General features: G+C 39.8%; 16 protein-coding genes, 1 other RNA gene and 2 pseudogenes. 12 read left to right on the forward strand and 7 right to left on the reverse strand.

What is annotated here, in order from left to right:
* The 4 genes and pseudogenes from CRJ00_RS18830 to CRJ00_RS13550 form a co-directional block, all read left to right on the forward strand.
* Window positions 1-197, forward strand: a pseudogene (locus CRJ00_RS18830) (IS4 family transposase); the annotation flags it as partial.
* Between the two features lie 293 nt (window positions 198-490).
* The gene (locus tag CRJ00_RS13540) at window positions 491-694 is read left to right on the forward strand and encodes a helix-turn-helix transcriptional regulator (protein ID WP_099367307.1); all 204 of its coding nucleotides are present in this window, start codon (window positions 491-493) and stop codon (window positions 692-694) included.
* The gene (locus CRJ00_RS13545; RefSeq protein WP_099367308.1) at window positions 694-1,029 is read left to right on the forward strand and encodes a HipA N-terminal domain-containing protein; all 336 of its coding nucleotides are present in this window, start codon (window positions 694-696) and stop codon (window positions 1,027-1,029) included. Before CRJ00_RS13540 ends, CRJ00_RS13545 begins: the two co-directional genes overlap by 1 nt.
* A complete protein-coding gene (locus tag CRJ00_RS13550) occupies window positions 1,022-1,948 on the forward strand; it encodes a HipA domain-containing protein (RefSeq protein ID WP_099367309.1) in 927 nt (308 codons plus the stop codon). Before CRJ00_RS13545 ends, CRJ00_RS13550 begins: the two co-directional genes overlap by 8 nt.
* Window positions 1,949-2,105: 157 nt before the next feature.
* On the opposite strand, the gene ssrA is transcribed toward CRJ00_RS13550, so the two are convergent.
* Window positions 2,106-2,473: a transfer-messenger RNA gene (gene ssrA / locus CRJ00_RS13555) on the reverse strand.
* A gap of 193 nt (window positions 2,474-2,666) precedes the next feature.
* On the opposite strand from ssrA, the gene CRJ00_RS13560 reads away from it, so the two are divergent.
* Window positions 2,667-3,758, forward strand: a complete 1,092-nt coding sequence (locus tag CRJ00_RS13560) for a hypothetical protein (RefSeq protein WP_099367310.1) — start codon at window positions 2,667-2,669, stop codon at window positions 3,756-3,758.
* A gap of 447 nt (window positions 3,759-4,205) precedes the next feature.
* Here the strand turns inward: CRJ00_RS13560 and hisD are convergent, their stop codons facing one another.
* The 3 genes from hisD to CRJ00_RS13580 form a co-directional block, all read right to left on the reverse strand.
* Window positions 4,206-5,492, reverse strand: coding sequence for a histidinol dehydrogenase (hisD, locus tag CRJ00_RS13565; protein WP_099367311.1), 1,287 nt, complete (start codon window positions 5,490-5,492; stop codon window positions 4,206-4,208).
* 23 nt (window positions 5,493-5,515) lie between these two features.
* Window positions 5,516-6,367, reverse strand: coding sequence for an ATP phosphoribosyltransferase (gene hisG, locus CRJ00_RS13570; protein ID WP_099367312.1), 852 nt, complete (start codon window positions 6,365-6,367; stop codon window positions 5,516-5,518).
* Between the two features lie 298 nt (window positions 6,368-6,665).
* A complete protein-coding gene (locus CRJ00_RS13580; RefSeq protein WP_099367322.1) occupies window positions 6,666-9,233 on the reverse strand; it encodes a DUF5686 and carboxypeptidase-like regulatory domain-containing protein in 2,568 nt (855 codons plus the stop codon).
* A 549-nt stretch (window positions 9,234-9,782) separates the two neighbouring features.
* Here CRJ00_RS13580 and pckA point away from each other — a divergent pair.
* The 3 genes from pckA (at window position 9,783) to CRJ00_RS19020 (ending at window position 13,337) form a co-directional block, all read left to right on the forward strand.
* Entirely contained in the window at window positions 9,783-11,348 is a 1,566-nt protein-coding gene (gene pckA, locus CRJ00_RS13585) for a phosphoenolpyruvate carboxykinase (ATP) (protein ID WP_099367314.1), read from the forward strand.
* Between the two features lie 18 nt (window positions 11,349-11,366).
* A complete protein-coding gene (fbp, locus tag CRJ00_RS13590; RefSeq protein ID WP_099367315.1) occupies window positions 11,367-12,392 on the forward strand; it encodes a class 1 fructose-bisphosphatase in 1,026 nt (341 codons plus the stop codon).
* Window positions 12,393-12,455: 63 nt separating this feature from the next.
* On the forward strand, window positions 12,456-13,337 hold the full coding sequence (locus tag CRJ00_RS19020; RefSeq protein WP_218962221.1) for a DUF6265 family protein: 882 nt from the start codon (window positions 12,456-12,458) through the stop codon (window positions 13,335-13,337).
* A 227-nt stretch (window positions 13,338-13,564) separates the two neighbouring features.
* Here CRJ00_RS19020 and CRJ00_RS13600 read toward each other — a convergent pair whose 3' ends face one another.
* Both CRJ00_RS13600 and CRJ00_RS13605 read right to left on the reverse strand, forming a co-directional pair.
* Entirely contained in the window at window positions 13,565-15,730 is a 2,166-nt protein-coding gene (locus tag CRJ00_RS13600; protein ID WP_099367324.1) for a S46 family peptidase, read from the reverse strand.
* Window positions 15,731-15,795: 65 nt separating this feature from the next.
* A complete protein-coding gene (locus CRJ00_RS13605; RefSeq protein ID WP_099367316.1) occupies window positions 15,796-18,162 on the reverse strand; it encodes a TonB-dependent receptor domain-containing protein in 2,367 nt (788 codons plus the stop codon).
* Between the two features lie 139 nt (window positions 18,163-18,301).
* On the opposite strand from CRJ00_RS13605, the gene CRJ00_RS13610 reads away from it, so the two are divergent.
* The 4 genes from CRJ00_RS13610 to CRJ00_RS13630 all read left to right on the forward strand — a co-directional run bounded on the left by CRJ00_RS13610 (window position 18,302) and on the right by CRJ00_RS13630 (window position 22,832).
* Entirely contained in the window at window positions 18,302-19,249 is a 948-nt protein-coding gene (locus CRJ00_RS13610; protein WP_099367317.1) for a sensor histidine kinase, read from the forward strand.
* Window positions 19,246-19,932 (forward strand): LytR/AlgR family response regulator transcription factor, encoded by a 687-nt coding sequence (locus tag CRJ00_RS13615; protein WP_099367318.1) that lies wholly within the window; start codon window positions 19,246-19,248, stop codon window positions 19,930-19,932. Before CRJ00_RS13610 ends, CRJ00_RS13615 begins: the two co-directional genes overlap by 4 nt.
* Window positions 19,933-20,322: 390 nt before the next feature.
* Entirely contained in the window at window positions 20,323-20,808 is a 486-nt protein-coding gene (locus CRJ00_RS18645) for a hypothetical protein (RefSeq protein ID WP_144038160.1), read from the forward strand.
* 233 nt (window positions 20,809-21,041) lie between these two features.
* Window positions 21,042-22,832 carry a chloride channel protein gene (locus tag CRJ00_RS13630; protein WP_099367321.1) on the forward strand — a complete coding sequence of 597 codons (1,791 nt, stop codon included), beginning with the start codon at window positions 21,042-21,044 and terminating at the stop codon, window positions 22,830-22,832.
* Window positions 22,833-23,108: 276 nt separating this feature from the next.
* Here the strand turns inward: CRJ00_RS13630 and CRJ00_RS13635 are convergent.
* Window positions 23,109-23,344 (reverse strand): annotated as a pseudogene (locus CRJ00_RS13635) (IS110 family transposase); the annotation flags it as partial.

Genomic DNA, 23,344 nt, shown 5'->3' on the forward strand with positions numbered 1-23,344 from the left:
AAATATGGACTGCACTTATCGGGATCCTGCTCTTTAAGTACATTCAGAAGAAAGCAAAGTACGACTGGAACCTCTCGAATCTGGTCAACTTTATCAGGCTGAACATATTCGTGAAAATTGATCTGTGGAAATGGGCGGATGATCCGTTCATTTCAGGAAAACCTCCCGATAAAAAAGGACAATATGTGCTCTTTTAGTAACACACATAGGATACCTTTCCAGTAATTAACCAAATTCTTCAATTGAACACAAATGGAGAAGGATTTTTTATGCCAAAAAATTTATTTAGGACAGTACTGATGTTTTTTTTATAGGCATCGTTTAAACCTTCTAAATTACTAATGCGAAATACTTTGTCGATTCCTGTTTTTTAAATCTAAGGATTGGCTATTAAATAATGGGGATAGCTATGGATTATGCTAATATTTTATACCCGAAATAGTATAATCAATTATTATTTACCTATTTTTATATCAGAAAAGGTATAATTATGAATTCACTAAGGCAATTTGTAAAACAAAAGCGAAAGGAACTCAAGTTAACGCAGGAGGATTTGGCATTAAATGCAGGGGTAGGATTACGTTTCGTACGAGATTTAGAGCAAGGTAAAAAGACGCTTCGTTTAGATAAAGTGAATGATGTGTTATCCTTGTTTGGGAAAGAAGTTGGGGTAATTGAAAAAAGTAGAGACTGATGGCACGTCGAGCTAAAATATATTATCAAGATAAATTAGCAGGATATTTGGCTGAAGCAGATGGTGGATTTACGTTCTATTATGATGAAGAATACTTGAATTCATCTGATCCGAAATCGATTAGTTTGACAATGCCATTGTCCCCACAAATTTATCAAAGTAAAGTTTTATTTCCTTTCTTTGACGGTCTCATTCCTGAAGGATGGCTATTAGAAATAGGAGAAAAATATTGGAAATTGAATCCAAGGGACCGATTCGAGTTACTCATTAATTTATGTAGAGATACTATTGGTGCAGTATCTGTATATCCGATGGAGGGGGAGCAAAATGGCTAATTGTTTGTACTGCTATAATCCCGTAGAAGAAGGTGATTATCATCCTAATTGTTCTAAAAGGTTTTTTGGAACTACTAATTTTCCTGTTCTCGATTTAGATAAAGAGAAATTGAATAAACTTGCTCAAATTGCGGTCAGTGAAAGGCTGGCTTTAACTGGAGTTCAGCCAAAAATTTCCCTTAGTTTACATGGAGAAAAAGGAAATAAAAGATTAACCGTTGTTGGTCTTTGGGGGGATTATATATTGAAACCACAGTCGACAGATTTTCCTTTTATGCCTGAGGTAGAGGATCTGACTATGCATTTAGCTAAATTATTTAAAATTGAAACCGCAGAGCATACACTAATCAAGACCACTTCTGGAGAATTTGCTTATTTAACAAAGCGTTTTGATCGTCAAAAACAGAAGAAAATTCACGTAGAAGACTTATGTCAACTTTCAGAATTACTGACAGAACAAAAATACAATGGCTCATATGAACGGGTAGGAAAAGTTATAAAGCAATTTGCTACTAACTCAGGATTGGATGCGATAAAATATTTTAGATTGGTGTTATTCAGTTTTCTGACAGGAAATAACGATATGCATTTAAAGAATTTTTCTTTGATGCATACAGAGAAAGGTATATTATTAAGTCCAGCTTATGATTTGTTAAATGTAAATCTTATCTATCCAGCAGATAAGGATGATTTAGCTTTGACATTAGGTGGAAGAAAGCGTAAAATTAAGAAAACGGATTTTGATCAATTTGCTTTAAGCTTAGGCTTATCGGAATTGGTTCGTGATAACATTTATAAAGACTTTTCAACGCAAACAGATAAGGTACATGATTTTATTGCTAAAAGCTTTTTAACTGAAGAATTCAAAGTTGGGTTTCTTGAAATTTTTAAACAGAAACTGGAACAAATTGGTTTATAGCATGAAACTTATTTCCTGAGGAAATTTTTGGACATCTATTCGAATCAATTATTCCTTGGTAAAAGAAACTCCATAAAATTTAATCGTGACCAAATTCGTGACCATGTAAAATAAAAAAGAGGTAATTAATGGATAATTACCTCTTTAGTTAATACTCTTGTGGAGCCGGAGGGATTCGAACCCTCGTCCAAACATAGTATGATTTACGCTTTCTACATGCTTAGCTTCTCTTTAATTGTCGGGAGAGGGAAGGTGAGTCGCTTACCTATACCGTTCTCCGTATCTGCTGTATCTCGTCACTGTTTAGCAGCGTCCCAATGACCAGTTCTATCGTTCGATGCCCCTGTTGTTAGACCAAAGAACAGGATCTAACGGGACAAATAGCTATGTTAAGTCTAACTTAAGCAGCTAAGGCGTAGTTTTCTTCGCCAGTTATAAAGTTGAAAGTTCAGATTTAAGTGCTAGACTAACAATGCACTGCATGCTTACATAACCATCGCTATCCTGTCAATTCCGGTCGACCCCATGTTATGTAGGACTACAAATTTACGCATAATCTTTGATTGGAAAAATTATAAATAGTTTAATTATACCCGTTTTTGAAAACAAAATCGTTATATTAATAGTTTTAAGCTAGGCCTCAGCTACATAGCTAGCATCAAAAGCCTTTTTAATTAAAAATTTTAGAAAACAATTTACTACATTAATAATCCGAAAAATGGCAGAACCAAATAATCCAACAACTGAAACAAAACCAACTTCAGCGGAAAATAACGAAAAAACGACAGCTGCAAAACCAGCTGCCAAAGCAACGGCTAAGCCTGCTGCGAAAACAACAGCAAATCAGCCAGGCACAAGAAAGCCTGCAACTGCAAAAACATCTCCTGCAAAACCTGCTAATTCAAGTAGCAACACAACAACTCCAGTTCCAGCTCCTGTAGAAGAGCATGGTGGTGACGGAGAAGCAGAAAACCAAAGAGCACGCAAGTCTGATGAGGGAGGAATAAAACCAACAAGACCTACTGCACCTGCAGGAACAGCTACCAAAACAGCTGCTTCAACAAGGACTTCAGCCAGAAAGCCTGCGGCTTCCAGTTCAACAGCTGCAAAACCAGCTGCAACAAAACCAGCTGCTGCAAAAACAACCACAACAAAACCAACTGCTGCAAAAACAACCACAACAAAAACAACCACAACAAAATCAACAACAGCTAAGCCAACAACAGCTAAACCAGCCGCTTCAAAGGCTGCATCAGCTAAGCCAGCCGCTTCAAAACCAGCCGCTAAACCAGCTTCAACATCTCCTTCAACATCAACTTCCAAACAACCTGTAAAACCAACTCCTACAGAGTCGACCAAGATCGAAAAAGAAGCATCTTACAAAGAAGAAGTGCCAAACAACAAATCGGTACAGGAAAAACCAAGCAAGGAAGATAAATCTAAGAAAAACGCGAAGAAAGTAGATAGACTCTACAAAGAAATGGAGTTAGGTAAGAAAAAGGATAAGAAAGGCAAAGACGATAAAACCGGAAAGGCAAAGAAAGACGATTCCAAAAAGCAAGATTCGAAAAAGCAAGATGCTAAGGTCAAAGATTCTAAAAAAGTAGAACCGAACAAATCAGACGCCAAAAAACTAGACTCGAAAAAAGCATCAAATAAAAAGGCAAAAGTTAAAAAATCGGAAGTTAAAAAAGTGTCTAAAAAATCTAAGCAAGATGGCAAGACCATGAAAAAACTGAAAGAAGCTTTTGCAGACATCTACCAAAAGATTGTCGGAAAAGGCAGTAAGAAATCTGCTAAAAAGAAATAACAATTCTAAACAAAAATAATAGAATTAATAAAGCATACACCTCGATGCCAGATAGGATTCGAGGTGTATGTAATTTGTAAGCAACATGCAAGTATGGTGTAAGTATGTAAAGGCACTTACACCTCACTTACATGTCACTTACACCTCACTTGCACCCCGTACCCAATAGGTAATTTGAAGGCCAGGATTTCAAACAAAATCGCTTACCAAAAAATAAAAAACCGCTTGCCAAAAAATAAAATATCTCTTGTAAAAGATAAAATATACCTTGCCAAAAAATATAAAATAGTTTAGCAAATAATAAAAAACAGTTTAGCAAATAATAAAAATTCCCTTACCAAAAAATAAAAACCCCCTTACCAAAAAATAAAAAATGGCCAGGTCTTTTAAAACACCTGGCCATTTTTATATCCGGTCTAAAACCTTTACAAATCAAAAAAATCCAACCTACTTCATCCGTATACTCACTGCATTCTTATGCGCCTGCAAACCTTCCAACTCCGCCAAGATCTCCACTGTAGATCCAATATGCTGCAACCCTTCCTCCGAAATATGCTGAAAAGTAATCTTCTTCACAAAACTATCCACCGAAACCCCCGAATAAGACCTTGCATAACCCGATGTCGGTAGGGTATGATTCGTTCCGGAAGCATAATCTCCCGCACTTTCCGGCGTCAGATTACCCAAAAATACAGATCCCGCATTCAGCACCTTATTGACCAAAGGTTTCCATTCCTCCGTTTCCAAGATCAAATGCTCAGGCGCATACAAGTTCGAAAACTTCATCGCTTCCTCCAAATTCTCCGCTACAATAATATACGAATTGTTCATGGCCTCTTCTGCCATTGCTCGCCTAGGCAGCACCTGCAATTGCACATCCACTTCCTTCTCCACCGCTTTCGCAAATTCCTCCGACAAACACACCAAAATCGATTGGCTATCACTGCCATGTTCCGCCTGCGCCAACAGATCAGCCGCCACAAAAGCCGGGTTTGCCAATTCATCCGCAATCACCAATACCTCAGATGGTCCTGCCGGCATATCAATACTCACATCCGTCATGCCCTGAATCATGCTCTTCGCCTTCGTCACAAACTGATTCCCAGGTCCGAAAATCTTATTCACCTTCGGGATACTTTCCGTCCCATAAGCCATCGCAGCTACCGCTTGCGCACCACCAACCAGATAAATCCGGTCAATACGCAACAACTTCAGGCAATAGGCCACAAAGCCATTGATCTTTCCGTTGTTCTGCGGAGGTGAACAGACCACGATCTCCTTACAGCCAGCAATCCTTGCTGGAATACCCAACATCAATAAGGTGCTCGGTAAAACCGCAGAGCCTCCAGGGATATAAAGACCAACCTTCTCAATTGGCCTTACCTCACGCCAACATTTCACTCCAGGCATGGTCTCCACCACACGCTCCCGTTTCATTTGCGATTGGTGGAACTTATGGATATTCTGGAAAGCAATCTCCAAGGCACGCATCTGATCGCGGGAAATGGTCATCGCCAGTTCCTCGATATCCGAAGCATCCAAGTACAATTTCTCCAAGTCCACCTTATCGAACTGCTTCGCATAGGATTTCAAAGCCTCATCACCACTTGTTTTCACTTCCTCGATGATCTGCAGAACTGTATCCTGGATCGCATGGTTTGGATCCGTGTTGCGGTCGATAAGCTTTTGAAGCTGCTCAGCTTCTATATCTTTATAAAAATAGGTCTTTATCATCCTAGCTGTTTTATTAAATCATATTACATGATAATTTTTTCGATTGGCATCACCACAATCCCTTGTGCGCCTAAGGCCTTCAATTTATTGATTTTATCCCAAAAATCATCCTCCGAAATAACAGTGTGTACCGCTACCCAACCTTCTTCGGCCAAAGGAACCACCGTAGGGCTCTTAACACCTGGCAAAAGCGCCGTGATCTGCTCCAGATTTTTCTTCTCCACATTCAATACCACATACTTCGTCTCCTTCGCGCGTAATACCGACTGTACCCGTTGTAACAATTCACAGATGATCGGGTTTTCCTCCAATCCTTCACGACCGATCAAGATCGCTTCCGAGCTGCGAACATCCGCAAAGGGTTTCAGCCCATTGCTCTTCAAGGTCCCACCGGTCGATACAATATCACAGATCGCATCGCTCAAGCCTAATCCAGGAGCAATTTCAACCGATCCGGAGATCTCTTGGATGTCGGCATTGATCTTATATTCGTTCAGGAAGTTTCTTAGGATATTGGGGTAGGAGGTAGCAATGGATTTGCCGTTCAGGTCTTCTAATCTTTCGATGCTGGAATCTTTGGCAATCGCGAGCTTCAAACTGCATCGGCCAAAACCCAATCGTTGCAGGTACTGCACCTTTGCCTGGGTTTCATCGATCACATTTTCGCCTACAATACCGAGGTCGGCAATGCCCTGTTCCACATATCCAGGAATATCGTCATCCCTCAAGAAAAGGATTTCCAGGTTGAAATTAGAGACGGTAGTGATCAGGGAACTTTTATAATTTTCGAAGTCAAGTCCACAGTTTTTTAGGAGTTGAACGGATTTTTCATTTAATCTACCCGATTTTTGGATAGCAATTTTAAGATTTTTCACAATGATGGTTTTTGTTGTGTGTAAATTATTAATACCAATAAAGATCCAGGGGAATTACTCGCTCCACGTAGAAGCCATACTATTATCTATCGCCACAATGGCGATGATGGAAACAGTGATGGTATGTGCGAGTGATCTTCATATCAATAACGGCACAAATGTAAAGCATAGGAATTTCTATTCCAAGAAATTATTTCACTTTATATGTTCAAAATCGAGAATCCTCCAAAAAAAAGGAGGATTTCTTGCGAAAACCTCCTTAAAATGGTATCAACTATGAAAAACTAATAAAATGAAATTAAAAATCAAATTTGATCCTTGCACGGATTCCCCATTCCGGAGCTTCCGGATTATCCAGGTAGTTCAGTCTTTTGACCACGTCTACGCGCAAGATCTTGAAGATGTTGGAAACCCCAGCTGAGACTTCCATATAAGGTTTGTCGTTAAACGTAAAGGAAGATTGCTCGCCTTTGCTGTTCGTTTGCCAAGCATAGATAGTGTTGTTCAGGCTTGGGTTATTGCTATCTCGCAATCCACCATAGACCCCTTTGAAACTGAATACCTCACGGATCTTCAATTTCTTGATCAATGGTAGCTTGTTGAAGATAAAGCCGTTCATATAATATTGTACATTCCAGGAAGCATGATGATCGGAAATAAATTCCATAAAGTTCATCAGGTTATAGGAGTTCAATTGATAGGCATAAGTCTGGTTTGCCCGATGTATGTTCAATACCGGGAACGGCAGGTTGTCGCCAAAGGTGTATGAACCATCCACATTCACATCCGCATAACCTAATTGCGACAGGTAGAACCGTTTGAACACGCCTGCGTTGATCGTATGGTAGTTGTATTCCCCTCCAAAAAGATCCTTTATTCCTGCGGTATAGTTCAGGTTAAAAATAGGATACTTATTGAACAAAGGGGTGCGGTATAATTTTCCTTGGTAATATTCTTCTTTAGGGGCATAACGTAATCCCACATTGAATTCTGTGCTTTTCAAGGAGTTGATGCGTTGGAAAGTCCCATCAGCCTGCGGCATCCGATAAGCCAATACCCCAGCAGGATTCTGGTTCCAGGTACCCAATCCAGCCGTAACCGAAAAGTTATTGCTAAATTCTGCTTTATAATCTACCCGATAGACTTCATTGTATAAATAGCTCTGGTTCTCGCCACGTTTGAAGGATAGCAATACATTATCCTCCTGGATGAATTCCAGGTTCTGACCAGGGATTTTGGTATCATATGATGCCGATACCCGGATATAATGTTGTGGGAAGGTGTAAACCGATTTATTGTTCAGCGAATAGGTTCCACTCAGGAAATATTTCCATTTCTTATCCTCAAATCCGTATGCACCATATCCTTCCATGAAAAAGCGTTTGCTCAGTTGTTCCGTAGTTCTACCCCCAACCCTTAATCGGAAACCTTCCACCGGGTTATAGGAATAGAAGGTATTGACAGGGCCGATTTCTACCGGGCCAGCCTGTTTATAGCCGGAAAATACCAAGGCTGCCACATCCATAAAGGTGCGGAAAGAAGGCATACGTTGTAAGCTATCAATGTTCTGATAGATGATGCTTTCCGAATTCTGCAGCGGTTCCGGACGTAAGGTAGCCCAATAGCTTTCTTCTTTTTCCTGTTCCACTACCGCTTCTTGTTTGGCAATATACACGTCCGGAACCGCATAGATGCTGTCTGGCCTTTCGATGCCATTCTCATACTTATCGATCAGCACTACCCGTTTCCCTTTAATCCCTTTCCCTTTTTCGGTCAGGGCGAAATCAATACCCAAACTGGATTTAGTCAGGTAAAATTTATTGTCTGCATTTTTCTTGAATCCCAATTCGATATGCAGGTCTCTGACAAAGTTCACATTTGCATCCTTATTGATGGTCATCTGCGCACTTTGCACGGCATAATTCCCGTCCAAGGTTACATATAGTTTTCCCTTGAACAGCAGATCGGCCTTATTTCTTGGATAGAAACTCAATTCTACCAACATCGGCGATACCGTTTTAATGGTGTCTGTAATATAAAAACGATAGAATGTAGGAGCAGAGTTGGCAATAGGGCTCAAAAACTGATTGGTCAAAATCGAGATGTTATTGTCATAGATCTCCACTTCATCATAAAGCCGATTGAAGTATTTGCTCAAGCCATCATTGTCCACAAATTTAGGGTCGAATTCTGCCTTACGTTCTGCCAATACATATTGTTTTTTTGCATTTGGATCTTTACGATAATATACCTTAGAAAATTTTTCCTCCATATAGGCCGGTAATACGTAATTGTTATCCAACGAATCATCTTCCTGAAATAAGAACTGGTAGTTCTTGAAGATCTTTTTATCCTTGAATTTATTGTCCAGATTGCTCAAACCAAGACTGATCTTTTCATACTGGTCAAATTCAGCTAATTTCTGTCCGGTCAATCTGTTCTGATCACGGTGTTCCACCACTTTGCGTATCAATTCTACGGCAGGATTGTTCTTGTTGGAATATTTAACCCTTTTGGGAGCAGTAACCACCACTTCCTCAATACTATTGGAAGGAAATAACATCACCCGGATCTGTTGTTCGGCCTCTTTGCTCAGGGGGTATTCTTCGGTATTGAAACCCACATAGGAAATTTTAATGGAGGTATAGTTGGCTGGCACCTTTAAGGTGTACTCGCCCTTTTCATTGGTCGTGGTGCCCAGGTTTTTGGGTCCACCTACTACTGTGATCGATGCATAAGGAATGGCGGTATAGGTATCTGCATTGGAAACCTTTCCCTTGATAAGTAACATTTCCTGTGACCATCCCAGCTGGAAGGAGAGGAGCATGCCGATGAGTAAGCCGAACTGCGTAAAGTAAGTTTTCATAATATTTACTTTTTGACTTTTGACCATATTTGTTCAAAAAGTTATGCAAATAACATACTTATTTCGGAAATAAAAAAGTATCCAAGTTACATAATGACAATTTTTTGATAATCAGACCCACGAGATAGATGTTCTGACATGTATTAGACAAATTGAGGGGGAAAAACTACGCAAAGTTTGCGCTGCATATATTGAGAAAAAATCGCATGATATAAACATATTTTGTCAATATGTTAGGTTATTTTGTCAAAAATTTTTAGCATTGGCAATTTAGCTACAAATTGAGCGAAATGAAAATCAGAAAAAGTACCATAAATCCTTTAATAAGACCCATAATCGGTAAAAAGTGCCTCTATTGCATTTAAACGCAGGTGCCTGTTTTTGATAATTATTTTCTCCAAATGTTGCTAAATTTATGTTACTTAAATTATGAAAAATAATGCGCTGTAATACAGTTAGTTAAATATGTGTATTTCTTACAATATGCTAAATTTGCTTTTTTTAAAGCTAAAAATATCCCTAGCTTTGTTCGCAAAATAATGCCTATATATGACAAACTTAATCAGTACACAACTGGAAGCAATGGGAATTCGGCCCGTTGGTCCGGTTTATTTTCAATTACCGGTTGCGGAATTGGTCGAACACGCCATTCGAAAACAGGAAGCTTCTCTTACTGATAGTGGAGCATTAAGCTTTGAGACAGGGAAATTTACGGGACGATCACCAGAGTCTCGTTTTTTGGTTAAGGACAGTTTAACTGCCGAAACCGTAAATTGGGGTAAGGTAAATAAGCCTGTTACCACAGAATTATTCGACCTGTTGTATCAAAGGGTTACTTTGTACCTATCGGATATTCCTTTATATGTCCGTTCTGTACAGGCATGTAACCATAAGGCTTATGCTCAACAAGTATTGACAGTGACCGAGAAGCCTTGTCAGGACATCTTTGTGAACAATATGTTTATCAATGTAGATGTGAATGAGCAGAGACAGATTGATTGGACCGTTCTGGTAGCCTCAAAATTGCAGGTAGAAGATTATGAAGCTTTGGGATTACCTACTTCCCACTGCGTGATCTTAGACCTTTCCAGACAGATCATCCTGATCATCGGTACAGCCTATACAGGAGAGATCAAGAAAAGTATATTTAGTGCACTAAATTATTACCTGCCTTTAAAACACAATGTATTGACCATGCACTGTGCGGCCAACGTGGGTAAAGATAAAGACACAGCGTTGTTCTTTGGTTTATCAGGAACCGGAAAAACTACCTTATCCTCTGATGAGGGTCGTTTGTTGATCGGTGATGATGAGCATGGATGGACAAAATCGGAAGTGTTCAACTTTGAAGGTGGATGTTATGCCAAAACGATTGGACTAACTTACCAACATGAGCCTCAGATCTATAAAGCGATCCGTTTTGGCGCTTTATTGGAGAATGTGAATTTTAAACCTGGTACGCGCGATGCCGATTATAACGATCGCAGTATCACCGAAAATATGCGTGCTTCTTATCCAATCGAATTCTTGGATAATGTGAATCCTACAGGATTCGGTGCAGCACCTAAAAACATCTTCTTTCTAAGTGCGGATGCATTTGGTGTATTGCCTCCGATCTCTAAATTGACGACGGAGCAGGCGATGTTCTACTTCATCAATGGTTATACCGCGAAAGTTGCGGGAACTGAGATGGGGGTTCAGACACCTACAGCTACATTCTCTGCTTGTTTTGGTGCGGCATTCCTGCCGTTGCACCCGATGCAGTATGCAGAGATGTTGAAGCAGAAATTGGAAGAAGATCCAACTATCCAAGTATGGTTGGTGAATACCGGTTGGGTTGCTGGTCCTTACGGTGTCGGCAGACGTATACAATTGGCTTATACCCGTCAATTGATCCGTTCAGCGATAGAAAGCCATCTTTGTGATGCAGGTTATGAAGAACATCCGGTATTTGGTCTACAGATGCCAAGGGAATGTCCTGGAATTCCGGAAAACCTGTTGAATCCGAAAAAGATGTGGGCTAATCCGGAAGGTTATGATGAAATGGCCAATAAATTAAAAGGCATGTTCGATGAAAATTATGCCCAATATGATCCAGTGGAAGCAGTGAAATAGGGGTAAAAGACAAAGAACATGGGAATACAAACCTTAGAACAATTCATCAGTAAACAACAATCCAAGTTTCCAACAGCAAAAGGTGAATTTACCCATCTTTTGCAGGCGATATCCTTAGCAGCAAAAATGGTTAACCGTGAGGTTAACAAGGCTGGTTTGGCGGATATCCTTGGAAAACAGGGTAAACAGAATGTGCAAGGTGAAGAACAGCAGAAACTGGATGTCTTTGCCGATCAACATTTCATGGATGCCCTGGAAAAAGTGGGTGATTGTTGCTATTTAGCTTCTGAAGAACACGAAGAAGGTATAGATCTGACCCATCAGACATTTTATCCGGTAGGGAAATATATGGTTTATTTTGATCCCCTGGATGGTTCATCAAATATTGATGCCAATGTTTCCATCGGTACGATCTTTTCGATTTTCAAAAGGGTGAGTCCGGAAGGTCCTTTGACCATGGCAGACTTCGAGCAGACTGGAAGGCAGCAGGTGGCCGCGGGATATATCATCTATGGTTCTTCGACCATGCTGGTGTATACAACAGGTAAAGGGGTGAATGGATTTACCTTGGATCCTTCGATCGGTGAATTTTGTCTTTCACATCCGAATCTGCTTATCCCATCTACGGGTAGGACCTATTCGGTGAACGAAAGTAATTATAACCAGTTCTCTACGGCAATCAAACAATACTTGCAATACTGTAAGGATATGGATAAGGAAACCCAAAGACCTTATACCTCCAGGTATATCGGTTCTTTAGTGGCGGATTTCCATAGAAACATGATTCAGGGCGGGATTTACCTGTATCCAGATACCATGGCTTATCCTAACGGCAAGTTAAGGTTGATGTATGAATGTAATCCTTTGGCATTTATTGCTGAACAGGCAGGTGGTCGTGCATCGACCGGATTGATGCCTATTCTGGATATCATGCCGGAAGAATTGCACCAACGGGTGCCGTTGATCATCGGAAGTGATAAGATGGTGAAAATGGTGGAATGGTTCATTCATGAATATTCTACCGCAGAACCTACTTTTGCATAATTAGGAATTTTTAGGATTAAGCTTGGCTGATTTTAATTAGGTTTGTATGTTAATCTAATTTTTATGAAACAGCTGAGCTTAATCTTTTTTTTGATCCTTTTAGGAGGATCTATACAGGCGCAAATGCCCACTTTCCTTTTAGGAACCTGGAAACAGGAAGGCAAGCCGCTCTTTGAACATTGGGATCGGAATCAGGATGGTAATCTGAAGGGTTTTAGTTATCAGGTATTGGATGGGGGAGAGATGTTGGTGAGTGAGTACCTGGATCTATCTGTTGAAGGGAAAGGTTTGATTTATAAAGCGACCGTGCTTAATCAGAATCAAGGCAAAGGGATTTCCTTTGAAGGGAGCCTGGTAGGTGATACATATACTTTTGTGAATGCGAAGCATTCTTTTCCAAAGGTGATCAGTTATCAGAAGTTGGGTTCGGATAGTATGAAGGTGACGGTATCGGGTGGTGAAAAACAGTTTTCCTATAAGATGGGAAAGGTGAAGAATGCTAAGCTTGGGAAGGAAATTGTTGAGCATGGTGCGAATAATGCTTCGATGGGGGAGAGTTATGATGAAAACTTGGCGAAATCATTAGGTGCTGATGATTATGGGATGAAGAATTACTTTTTGGTGGTTCTGAAGACCGGAGAGAATAAGACTACTGACAAGGAATTTATTAATACGGGATTCCGAGGCCATATGGATAATATGGGAAAGTTGGTGAAGGATGGTAAATTGGTTGTTGCTGGTCCTTTTGGAAAAAATACGGACCAGTTTAGGGGGATATTTATCCTTCAGAATCTGAAGGATATAGAAGAGGCAAAAGCTGTGGTGGATACTGATCCGGCTGTGAAGGCAGGTTTATTGGGGTATAGTATTTATCCTTGGTATGGCTCGGCTGCTTTGCCGATGTATTTGCCGTACTCAGAAAAGATTTCGAAGGCGAAGCCTTAAGGTAGAATTTAAAAAAGTTAGAATCCAAATAAAATAAGTTAGAATCCAAATCCAAATTATATATTTTTAACTGAAAAAGCCGATGCATGCATCGGCTTTTTTTTACGTCATTGCGAGGAGGTACGACGAAGCAATCTTTCGATTAGTGTAAAGATTGCTTCGTTCCTCGCAATGACGATGGATTGCTTCGTTCCTCGCAATGACGTAGAGTTTCGCAATGTTAAAAATTAATTCCTAACCCCTAATTCCTTAATAATAAACTGCGCGTTATCCACTTTATCCGCGATCCACAACACATACCTGATATCAACCCCAATAGATCTACTATAAGCTTCATTCCAGGCAAAGTCATTGATTGTCGCATCATAAGCTCTATCAAAATTCACCCCGATCAATTCTCCATACGCATTCATAATAGGCGAGCCAGAGTTTCCACCAGTGGTATCCATATTATAAAGAATATTCACCGGAACATCATTGATCTCCTTTTTGAAATAATTTCCAAAATTCTTGCTCAACCAATTCTCCTTAATAGCAGCTGGATACCTAAACTCCGGATCACCAGAATTACCTTTTTCGATCAATCCACGGACAGTCGTAAATGGTTCCATATAAGTCGCATCAACAGGACTATACCCCTTAATATTCCCAAACGTCAAACGCAATGTCGAATTTGCATCCGGAATAAAATTCTTGGATTGGAACTTCTCTTTTACCGCCACATAATCCGCCATCAACTTATTCAAATTTCCTTCGCGACGTTTTTGTTCCTCCGCAAATGGTTTCATCTCCTTGTTCAATTCCTCTTGGAACTTCATCAATTCATCAGAATATGCTAAGAAGGTTTTGGCATCTTTCAACACCTGGCTATAAAACTGCTCCTTATTTTTCAATGCCGTCTCATCAAGCGCCTTATTGATAAACCCACTTGCCGCATCAGCTGATTCAAACCTATGGTTAGCCACAAATGGCAAAGCATTTCCATCCTTTAATTGCGTAGCCTGAGCAAACATATAAGAAGCGATGGATTTATCCACATTCAGGTTATAGGCCTCATAAAAAGGATCCATTTGCTTCTTGAAGTTTTCTACATTCTTTGCAAACATCTCCTGACGATTATTAGCCGTTCCTTGTTGCATCAAGGCCTCCTTAAAGGAATTAGCCATTCTCGCCGCTTGCAATAAACGGATACCTCCATAGATCTGGTTGTACCACATCTCTTTTTCCGCATCTTGGAAAACCAATTGGTAATGCTTGTCAATATCCTGCATCAACGTTCCATATTGCGCTTTCAGTTCCGCATTCTTATTGATGAATTCCGTTAGTTCGGCATCTTCCTTTTTCTTGGTATTCACCAAGTCGATATTCCTTAAGCCTTTCAATTTACCACGGTAATTTTTCATGGTATTGGCATTTCTTTTAATGCGTGTTGCCAATTCCAATTCAGTGGCTTTATCATCCTTTCCGGCCAACATCATCTGTTGGTTCTGGAAATCATACAAGTTAGAGGTATATGGCAATAGAAATTGCTGTTGGTATTCCAAGTATTGGGAAGGACGATGACGGAAAGTACGTCCTGGATAACCCAAAATGAAAACAAAATCGTTTTCTGACACCCCTTTAGGATTGATTTTCAAGTGTTTTTTAGGTTGATAAGGCACATTGTCTTTCGAATATTTAGCTGATTTTCCATCCTTGCCTACGTAAGCACGTAAGAAAGAGAAATCTCCGGTATGTCTAGGCCAAACCCAGTTATCGGTTTCCCCACCAAACTCTCCAATATCCTGACGTGGAATATACACTAAGCGAACATCCTCAATGGTCTTATAACGGAACAGCACATAGCTTTTTCCGATGAACATTTCCGATACTTCAGCTTTGATGCTAGGATCCTTACTTTCTGCTTGTTTGGCAAGTTCCACCCGTTTCTTGTTGATGATATCGATTCGCTGTACCGGGTCGGTAATATTGGAAACCGCATCCAGGATTTCTTTGGATACATCCTCGTAAGAGTCGGTGATCCGGATGGTCAATCCTTTAGCCTCAATTTCCTGCTCATGGGAGTTGGCGACAAAACCATTCTCCAGGTAATTGTGTTCAGGGCTGGAAGCCAATTGCACCGCGCTGAAAGCACAGTGGTGGTTGGTGATGATCAACCCGTTTGCTGATACAAAGGAACCGGAACAACCGCTAACCTGCACCAAGGCGTCAACCAAGCCGATACTTCCAGGATTATAAATGTCTTTTTCGCTGATTTTTAAACCGGCTTTTTTAAGGCCAGCCTTGCTCAATTCGCTCAAGGGGAACATCCCTTCATCAGGAATGGCTGAGTAATTAAAAACACCAGCAGCTAAAATGGCCGATAGAACACCGACTTTTAGGATTTTAAACATAGTATAAGATTTTAATTCATCCCAAAAATACGATTTTTTTCCCTTTGCAGGCTCCTTCATTTTAGCTAGTTCATGCGGTCCTGATCATTTTCAATCGCTTTGCTTTTTGCAGTTGAACCTTTCACAGTCGTTTTCCCCAATTTATAGGTTAGGCTGAGGAAGTACATCGCTCCACGACCGCGATTTTTGTTTTCATAGAATATCCCGTTTTGGATAGTCTTAGCATGCCATCTATAAAGACTGAACAAATCTACCCCTTGAATTTTTGCAGCTAACTGGTTATTCAGAAAGCTCTTGGAAAATGATACGTTGAAAGAATAGATTGGCGCGACCTCATAGATACCCATGGTGGAGGTATAGGAGAATTGATGACTCAATTCTGCCATGTATTTTTTCGGAAGCTTAAAAGAAGAAGAACTGTTGAACGAGAAGGCTGGACCACTTTTTTGGAAATCATCCTTCCTGATATTCAATTGAGCAACTTGGACCTGTAAAGTACTATTCCACCATTTTGTAAAGGCAACAGGGATATAAGCGGAGGCCATCCACGCAGATGTTAACCCATAATTCTCATATTTACTGACAATCACATCCTCATCTCGATCGTAGTATACATTGTGGTCACCTCTATTTTCCATATAAGCCAAGGTGAACATGTATTTGCTTTTAAAAAAATGCTGTAGCGCGATAGATTGTGTGTAGGAAGGTTTTAAATAAGGATTTCCTTCGGATGCACTGTAAATATCACTATAGTACCGAAAGGGGTTGAGGGTTCTAAAACTAGGTCGATCAATGCTCCTGGAATAACCCAAGGAGAGATTATGGTTTTTATTTAGCGCATAGTTTAGATTGACTTTTGGTAATAGATCAAAATAAGATTGTTTATGAATCAGATTGGTGCTGATGGATTTTCCTGTTGTTTGGGTATGTTCAGCCCTCAACCCCAATTGAGCAGAGAACTTTTCTGAGAATGCCGTACTTAAGTCCAGGTATGCGGCAGCTACATTTTCAGAATATTGAAACCTGTCTTCTTGGAGCGTTGGGATTTGGTTTTGGCTATCGGTTAAGGTTTCAAATCGATTGAAATTATCGGTTTGAATATCTGTTAATTTAGCGCCGACCTCCAATGCGTATTTTTTCCACAAAAGATCTTCATAATCCAAGGTCATGGAAAGGACTTTGTTATCCAGGTCAAGGTTATTTATACGATCTCTATAGACCTGTTGGTTTAGGCTTGTCTGGTATCTATTGTCTCCCAAATTGTTGCTCCAGGCATAGTCTGAATTAAACATCAACTTGCTGCTTTCTGAAAAGGTATTGGTATAATTGAAACTTAATAAATCTCGATTATGATGAACATCTCCTGTATTATGATCATTGAAAATCTTTAGCCCGTTTGCTAGTTCATTTCGCTGGCTCTCACTAAGCTGATCCGAAAGTTTATTGCCCGTATTTTTACTATATACCAATCCAAATGTGTTTTTCTTGTTCAGGAAATAGTCTAATGAAAATTTTCCGTAGGAAGAATTGTTTTTGGAAAGGGAATGAAATTCTTGGAATAGGGAATAATTATCTGCACGTTGTTCCGTAGTTCCCTGAACAGGAGATTTATCAAAATTGGCGCCCAAGGAAGTAGAGAAGGCTATTTTTTGGTTTCTATAATTAAAAGTCCCACTGCCTTTTACATCGGGTTGTTGTCCATAGCCTGCAGTGGTGGAAAGTACGGTATTCCAACCGTGGCTCTTATCTTTTTTGGTGATAATATTGATTACGGCAGCCGCTTCATATTTTGCAGAAGGAGAATGGATAAGTTCTATTTTTTCGATGGTTCCTCCCTGAAAATTGTTGAGGTATTGATAAACTTGGTTGCCCTCGAGATAGGTTCTTTTGCCATCTACCAAGAAAAGGACTTTTTTTCCTTGAAGTTTCACACTTTCCTGTTGCATATCTACAAAAACTCCAGGAGCTTTGCCCAATAGGTCAATAGCGGAACTTGTCTGCACCAATGGCGTATTTTCCACATTAAAAATTGTCTTACCCAACTTAGCCTCAACGGTAGGTTTTCGGCCAGTAACGGTGATTGTTTGTATGCTCGTTTGGGAAGCAGCATTCAACATGAGAACTAACGGATTGCTACTCTCCAATGTAGCGATTTCCTGTATGAGCTTTTCATACCCAACCGCCGTAATCTGTAATTGTTTCGCGTTAGGTCGTTCCAGTTGAATCTGAAATTCGCCCCGCTCATCACTTATAGCATAATCTATTATTTTCTGGGCAGAATCTACCAACTGTATCGTGACGTAGGGAATGACTTCGTTTGATTTGTTTATAAGTTTTCCTTTTCTCAGGTTTTGCGCATTTGCTACTGACGATAAGCCTAGTAACAAAGCCAGAACAATTATTATCAATAGTTTTGATTTCGGATAATTCATATGGTTTTAATTTTCAATTAATGTTAGAGTTTAATTATCTTGCAAGGCGTTTATAACCGAACGCAATCGTATTGATCTCAAATTTTAACAGAAAAGATTTCATATTATAAATTAATACACCAATGGGACTATTTGACTGATGAACGTAGGAAATGGGATGACGAATAAATTGGGTAAAATTGGTTTACACCTCGGTTTATGGTTCTTAATTTGGGGGCTGGAAATTGGGAATGTCGCTCTTGCTGGCGTAACGATTACCAGCCAACATGTGATCAATTTATGGAGCAATACCTTATTTGCCTATCTTTTTATTGGCTTCGTTTTTCCAAGTTATTTGAAGGAAAAATCTATCGGGAATATGGTTATTCGGGGAATGATGATTTTCCTGCTCTTTCTCGCCTGGAAATATGGGGTTACCACTTATTTTTCCAATAAGATGGCTAATGTGGCGGTTCGCCCAGAGATTTCCTTTAATTTCGTTATCATTCATCTTTATAGGTTTATTGTATATGTTTTATATGCTGCAGGATTATGGTATTTTACCACTTACCGACATAACCGATATAAAAGAGATTTGAAGAAATTGGAACTTCAACAATTAAGGACCTTGATGCTTCAAGCGGAAATAAATAGTCTGCAGGCACAAATAAATCCACATTTTCTGTTCAATACCCTGAACTTTATGTTCTCCAGAACGATTGCATCGGACAATCCGAATATTAGTCAGACCATTTTATCTGTTTCTGATTCCCTACGTTATATGCTTAAAACAGGTGGTACCAAACAACTTGTTACTTTGAGCGAGGAAATTCATCAACTTGAAAAAGTATTGGCTATTTATCGTTTACAAACAGGAAATGATTTACAGTTAAGCATAGAAAACAACAGTGAAATTAAAGAGGTAATCATTCCTCCCTATCTACTTATATCCATGCTGGAGGAAGTCCTTCATCCCTATCATCCAAGCATACCAAGCTTTTTGTTCTCTTTTCAAATCAATGATCTGGATAAGGAACATGTGGAAATAGTATGTCAGGTAAGTGGGGAAAAGGAGCTTACTCTTAACTATACCAATATGATCAAATGAATTGTATAATTATTGATGATGAACAACATGCTATCGATGTCATAGAGGCATATTGTAAAAAAATATCCTATATAAACGTGTTAGGGACTTTCCATGATCCATTGGAAGCTGTCATGTTGTTGAAAACAGAAAAGATTGATGTTGTTTTTTTGGATATAAACATGCGTAGCATTTCAGGGATCGATTTTATGAAAGCCTATCCGATCAAACATGTCATTCTTACTACAGCATTTTCCACTTATGCCATTGAGTCTTATGAATTAGGGGTAATAGACTATCTGTTAAAGCCGATTGCATTTGATCGTTTTTTGAAGGCCTTGGAGAAAATTCCCCACGAAAAACAACCGGTAGAAGAGGACTTTTTCTATGTGAAAACGGACCGGGATAAATTGGTCAAATTAACTTTTTCGGAGATCAAATTTATAGAAGGTCTGAAAAACTATGTAAGCATGCAGACCAAGAAAGATAAATTGATCACCTTACTGACGATGAAGGAATTGTTGAAAAATCTTCCTGCTTCCAAATTTATTCAAGTTCATAAATCATTTATCATTAACCTCGATTTTTTCGAATCCTTATCTGGGAATCGGATAAAGCTGATCGATGATGATGTAGAAATTCCTATTGGAAATGCGTTCAAGAATGATTTCCTGGTCCACTTAAAAAAGTTTACGATTGGTTAGGGAATGGAAAGAAAGTACATCCTATTTCATGTATTGTTTTGGCTCGTTTATGGCCTCTTAGAACTCTATATAGCTAAGATTTCAATGGGGTTAACCGGGTTTAGGATGGATTATGCATTGTCCCTAATAGTCGATTATTCGATGTTGTACTTAGGGGTATTCTACCTATTTCCGCAAAATCACAAAAACCCCAAAATAGGTTGGGTAATCCTCTATTTTCTAAGTTTTTTCTTCCTTTTTTGCCTGCTAAGATTGGTTACCGTATGGTTTCTTCAAACCTTTAATTTTGAAACGGTATTAACTTTCGATAACTATTGGAGCTTTTTATTTTTCGGATCCCAAAGGTACCTCCAAATCGCATTTATTGCCAGCTTTTTTTGGTATTACCGAATGAACCGGAAAACAGAGAAGAGCATGCTGGAAGACCAATTGCTTCAGCAACAATTGGAGAATAATATCCTAGAGGAAAAGATGAGGTCGATGCGATTACAGGTTTCCCATAGTTTTTTCCCAAAAACTCTCCAATATTTGATTAAAGAATCGGAAAAGGAAGAGGACCAATCTATTCATCAATCTTTTCAATTATTAGATGAGGTATGGAATTATGGCATCCGGACCACTGGCACTGATCATTTTGTCCGTTTAGCTGATGAATGGAAATACATCCATAATTTACATGCCTTGAATACATTAAGATTCAATCAGGAATGTTTTGTGGATTTCCATGCTGATCCTGCCGTAATGGAGGTAAAGATTCCTAAGAATATGTTATTAACGCTATACGAGAATATCATGAAGTATGCCGATTATCAGAACAACAGCATCCCGTTCAATTCTGGGTGGAACAGAAAAATGGGGAGATTGTATTGGAGGTAGAAAATCTGAAAAATGGGAAAATTCCATTTCAAGAGGGCGGAAGTTTTCGTATTGGACATCAATATATTAAATCAGTGCTCGCCTATAATTTTCCTGATTCGCATCGTTTTGAGGTAAAAGAGGATGGACATCGATTTAAAGTTTCCATTCAGTTTCCATTTCGATAATTCCAATAGGGATTTATAAGGCTTTCCGATACATAGTTTCTATATTTGCAGTTAAATGCTGATAACATGCGAGAAAAGCTGCTGAGAAAACTGGAATACATCAATAAATGGCGAATGCAAAAAATTTCCAATCGGAATTTTATTATTGTATTGGCTTTTTTGGTGGGTATTGTTGGGGGATTGGCAGCGGCATTGTTAAAAGGACTTACCCATTTTATTGCATCGACCCTTCAGGACGATATTGAATGGCACTATAAGTATGGATTATACTTGATCTTTCCATTGATCGGTATTTTCCTTTCGGTTCTTTATGTTCGGAAATTTATAAAGGATAAAAAGCTGGAGCATGGTATCACACCGATTATCTATTCCATTTCACGAAAGTCCAGCCGAATCTCCATTCATAATATCTATTCCCAAATTATTACCAGTGCGGTTACTGTTGGTTTTGGGGGTTCTTCCGGTTTGGAGGCGCCGATTGCCTATAGCGGATCAGCAATTGGATCCAATATCGGTCGTTTCTTCGGATTGAGCTATAAAGAGGTTACCATGTTGCTAGCATGTGGTGCTGCAGCAGGGATTTCGGGCGCTTTTAATTCTCCTGTAGCAGGGATGATCTTTGCCATTGAGATTCTATTATCTGAATTTTCCATTCCTGTATTTATCCCGCTTTTAATCTCATCGGCGTTGGCTGCGGTTGTTTCGAGGATCTTATACAGTGAGCCGTTGTTTCATACGACGACTACAGGTTGGGAGGTAGAGTCAATTTTCTTTTACCTGATTTTGGCCGTGTTGATCGGACTTTTTACGATCTACTTTTCGAAAACCAGTCAGATGGTCAAGAATTGGTTTGGGAGGATCAAGAATCCGTATAATAAGGTTTGGATTTCGGGGATCAGTTTGGGCTTGATGATCTTTATGTTTCCGGCCTTATATGGGGAGGGATATATCAGTATTCAGCAGATCTTGGATGGTCGTTTTGATTCCATTGTCAAGAATTCGCTCTTTGCAGAATTTAAGGATATCTGGTGGGTGGTATTGTGTTATACGGTATTGACGCTGTTTGCAAAATCCTTTGCAGCGTTATTTACGATCAATGGGGGAGGAAATGGTGGTGTGTTTGGACCGAGTTTGGTGATGGGCGGATTATTGGGTTTTGCTTTCGCATTTGGGGTGAACCAAACGGGAATTGTGCAGTTGAATGTGCCGAACTTTGTGATGGCAGGGATGGCAGGAGCTTTGGCGGGTGTTATGCATGCGCCTCTGACGGGGATATTTTTGATTGCAGAAATTACAGGGGGATATACCTTGATGGTACCTTTGATGTTGGTGGCTTCGATTTCCTATTTTATCAATAGGGCAGCGATGAAGCATTCGATCTATACGAAGGTGTTGGCGGAGTCGGGGGATTTGATATCTTATGAGGATAAGGATCGGACGGTGATCAGTATGATGAAACTGCGGTATATCCTGGAGACTAATTTTGTGGTGTTGAGGCCGGAAGAAACGCCGGTACAACGGAAATCGGATATCATACATTCGAAGAGGAATATTTTTCCGATTGTGGATGATAAGGGGAAGTTGTTGGGGATAATTTATAGTGAACGGTTGTTTTCCATTTTGTTGGATGAGGCGGAAGGGAAGGATAAGACCTTCGCGGTTTTGGCACAGAAACCAGCGGATATTATTGATGAATCGGAGAATATGGAAAGGGTAATGGGGAAGATGAATAAGGATGATGTGTGGATATTGCCGGTAGTTAATAAGGATAATCAATATTTGGGCTTTGTATCGAAGTCTTCGGTTTTTAATAAGTATAGAAGCTTGCTGATTAGGCAAGGGCAGTATTTGGAGTGATAAATTTTTAAGTCGGCCGGTCAGGCCGGGCTGGCTTATTGCGAGGAGGTACGGACGCGTCATTGCGAGGAGGCCTTGTTCGTCATTGCGAGGAGGTACGACGAAACAATCTTTGAACTGTGGCATCCTGAGCGTAGTCGAAGGATCTGTACGGGTACCAAATGTAGATGCTTCGACTTCGCTCAGCATGACATGCGGGAAGATTGCTTCGTTCCTCGCAATGAACTGTGTATATATCCAAATAATAAATTAAATTTTCTCCAAATAATATTCTGATTAGGCCGCTTTTGCGATGTAGCCCTTTCCAGATTTTGCGATGGCGAATGCCTGTTTGATCAGTTTGTTCACCACTGCTATGATTGCGACCTTGTATGGCTTTCCTTTTTCCATCAACCTCCCATAAAGCTCACTGCAGGCGGTGTTGCTCCTGATGGCGGATATTGCCGCCATGTACAGCACCTTTCTGACCTGGCCCATCCCCATCTTGCAGATATGCCCCTTTCCCTTTACGC

The organism is Sphingobacterium sp. 1.A.4, assembly GCF_002734245.1.
GTDB classification, from domain to species: domain Bacteria; phylum Bacteroidota; class Bacteroidia; order Sphingobacteriales; family Sphingobacteriaceae; genus Sphingobacterium; species Sphingobacterium tenebrionis.

Coding starts and splice junctions, on each gene's coding strand:
- CRJ00_RS13540 (WP_099367307.1), top strand. CDS start 491: ATGAATTCACTAAGGCAATTTGTAAAACAAAAGCGAAAGGAACTCAAG.
- CRJ00_RS13545 (WP_099367308.1), top strand. CDS start 694: ATGGCACGTCGAGCTAAAATATATTATCAAGATAAATTAGCAGGATAT.
- CRJ00_RS13550 (WP_099367309.1), top strand. CDS start 1,022: ATGGCTAATTGTTTGTACTGCTATAATCCCGTAGAAGAAGGTGATTAT.
- CRJ00_RS13560 (WP_099367310.1), top strand. CDS start 2,667: ATGGCAGAACCAAATAATCCAACAACTGAAACAAAACCAACTTCAGCG.
- hisD (WP_099367311.1), bottom strand. CDS start 5,492: ATGATAAAGACCTATTTTTATAAAGATATAGAAGCTGAGCAGCTTCAA.
- CRJ00_RS13580 (WP_099367322.1), bottom strand. CDS start 9,233: ATGAAAACTTACTTTACGCAGTTCGGCTTACTCATCGGCATGCTCCTC.
- pckA (WP_099367314.1), top strand. CDS start 9,783: ATGACAAACTTAATCAGTACACAACTGGAAGCAATGGGAATTCGGCCC.
- fbp (WP_099367315.1), top strand. CDS start 11,367: ATGGGAATACAAACCTTAGAACAATTCATCAGTAAACAACAATCCAAG.
- CRJ00_RS19020 (WP_218962221.1), top strand. CDS start 12,456: ATGAAACAGCTGAGCTTAATCTTTTTTTTGATCCTTTTAGGAGGATCT.
- CRJ00_RS13600 (WP_099367324.1), bottom strand. CDS start 15,730: ATGTTTAAAATCCTAAAAGTCGGTGTTCTATCGGCCATTTTAGCTGCT.
- CRJ00_RS13605 (WP_099367316.1), bottom strand. CDS start 18,162: ATGAATTATCCGAAATCAAAACTATTGATAATAATTGTTCTGGCTTTG.
- CRJ00_RS13610 (WP_099367317.1), top strand. CDS start 18,302: ATGAACGTAGGAAATGGGATGACGAATAAATTGGGTAAAATTGGTTTA.
- CRJ00_RS13615 (WP_099367318.1), top strand. CDS start 19,246: ATGAATTGTATAATTATTGATGATGAACAACATGCTATCGATGTCATA.
- CRJ00_RS18645 (WP_144038160.1), top strand. CDS start 20,323: ATGAACCGGAAAACAGAGAAGAGCATGCTGGAAGACCAATTGCTTCAG.
- CRJ00_RS13630 (WP_099367321.1), top strand. CDS start 21,042: ATGCGAGAAAAGCTGCTGAGAAAACTGGAATACATCAATAAATGGCGA.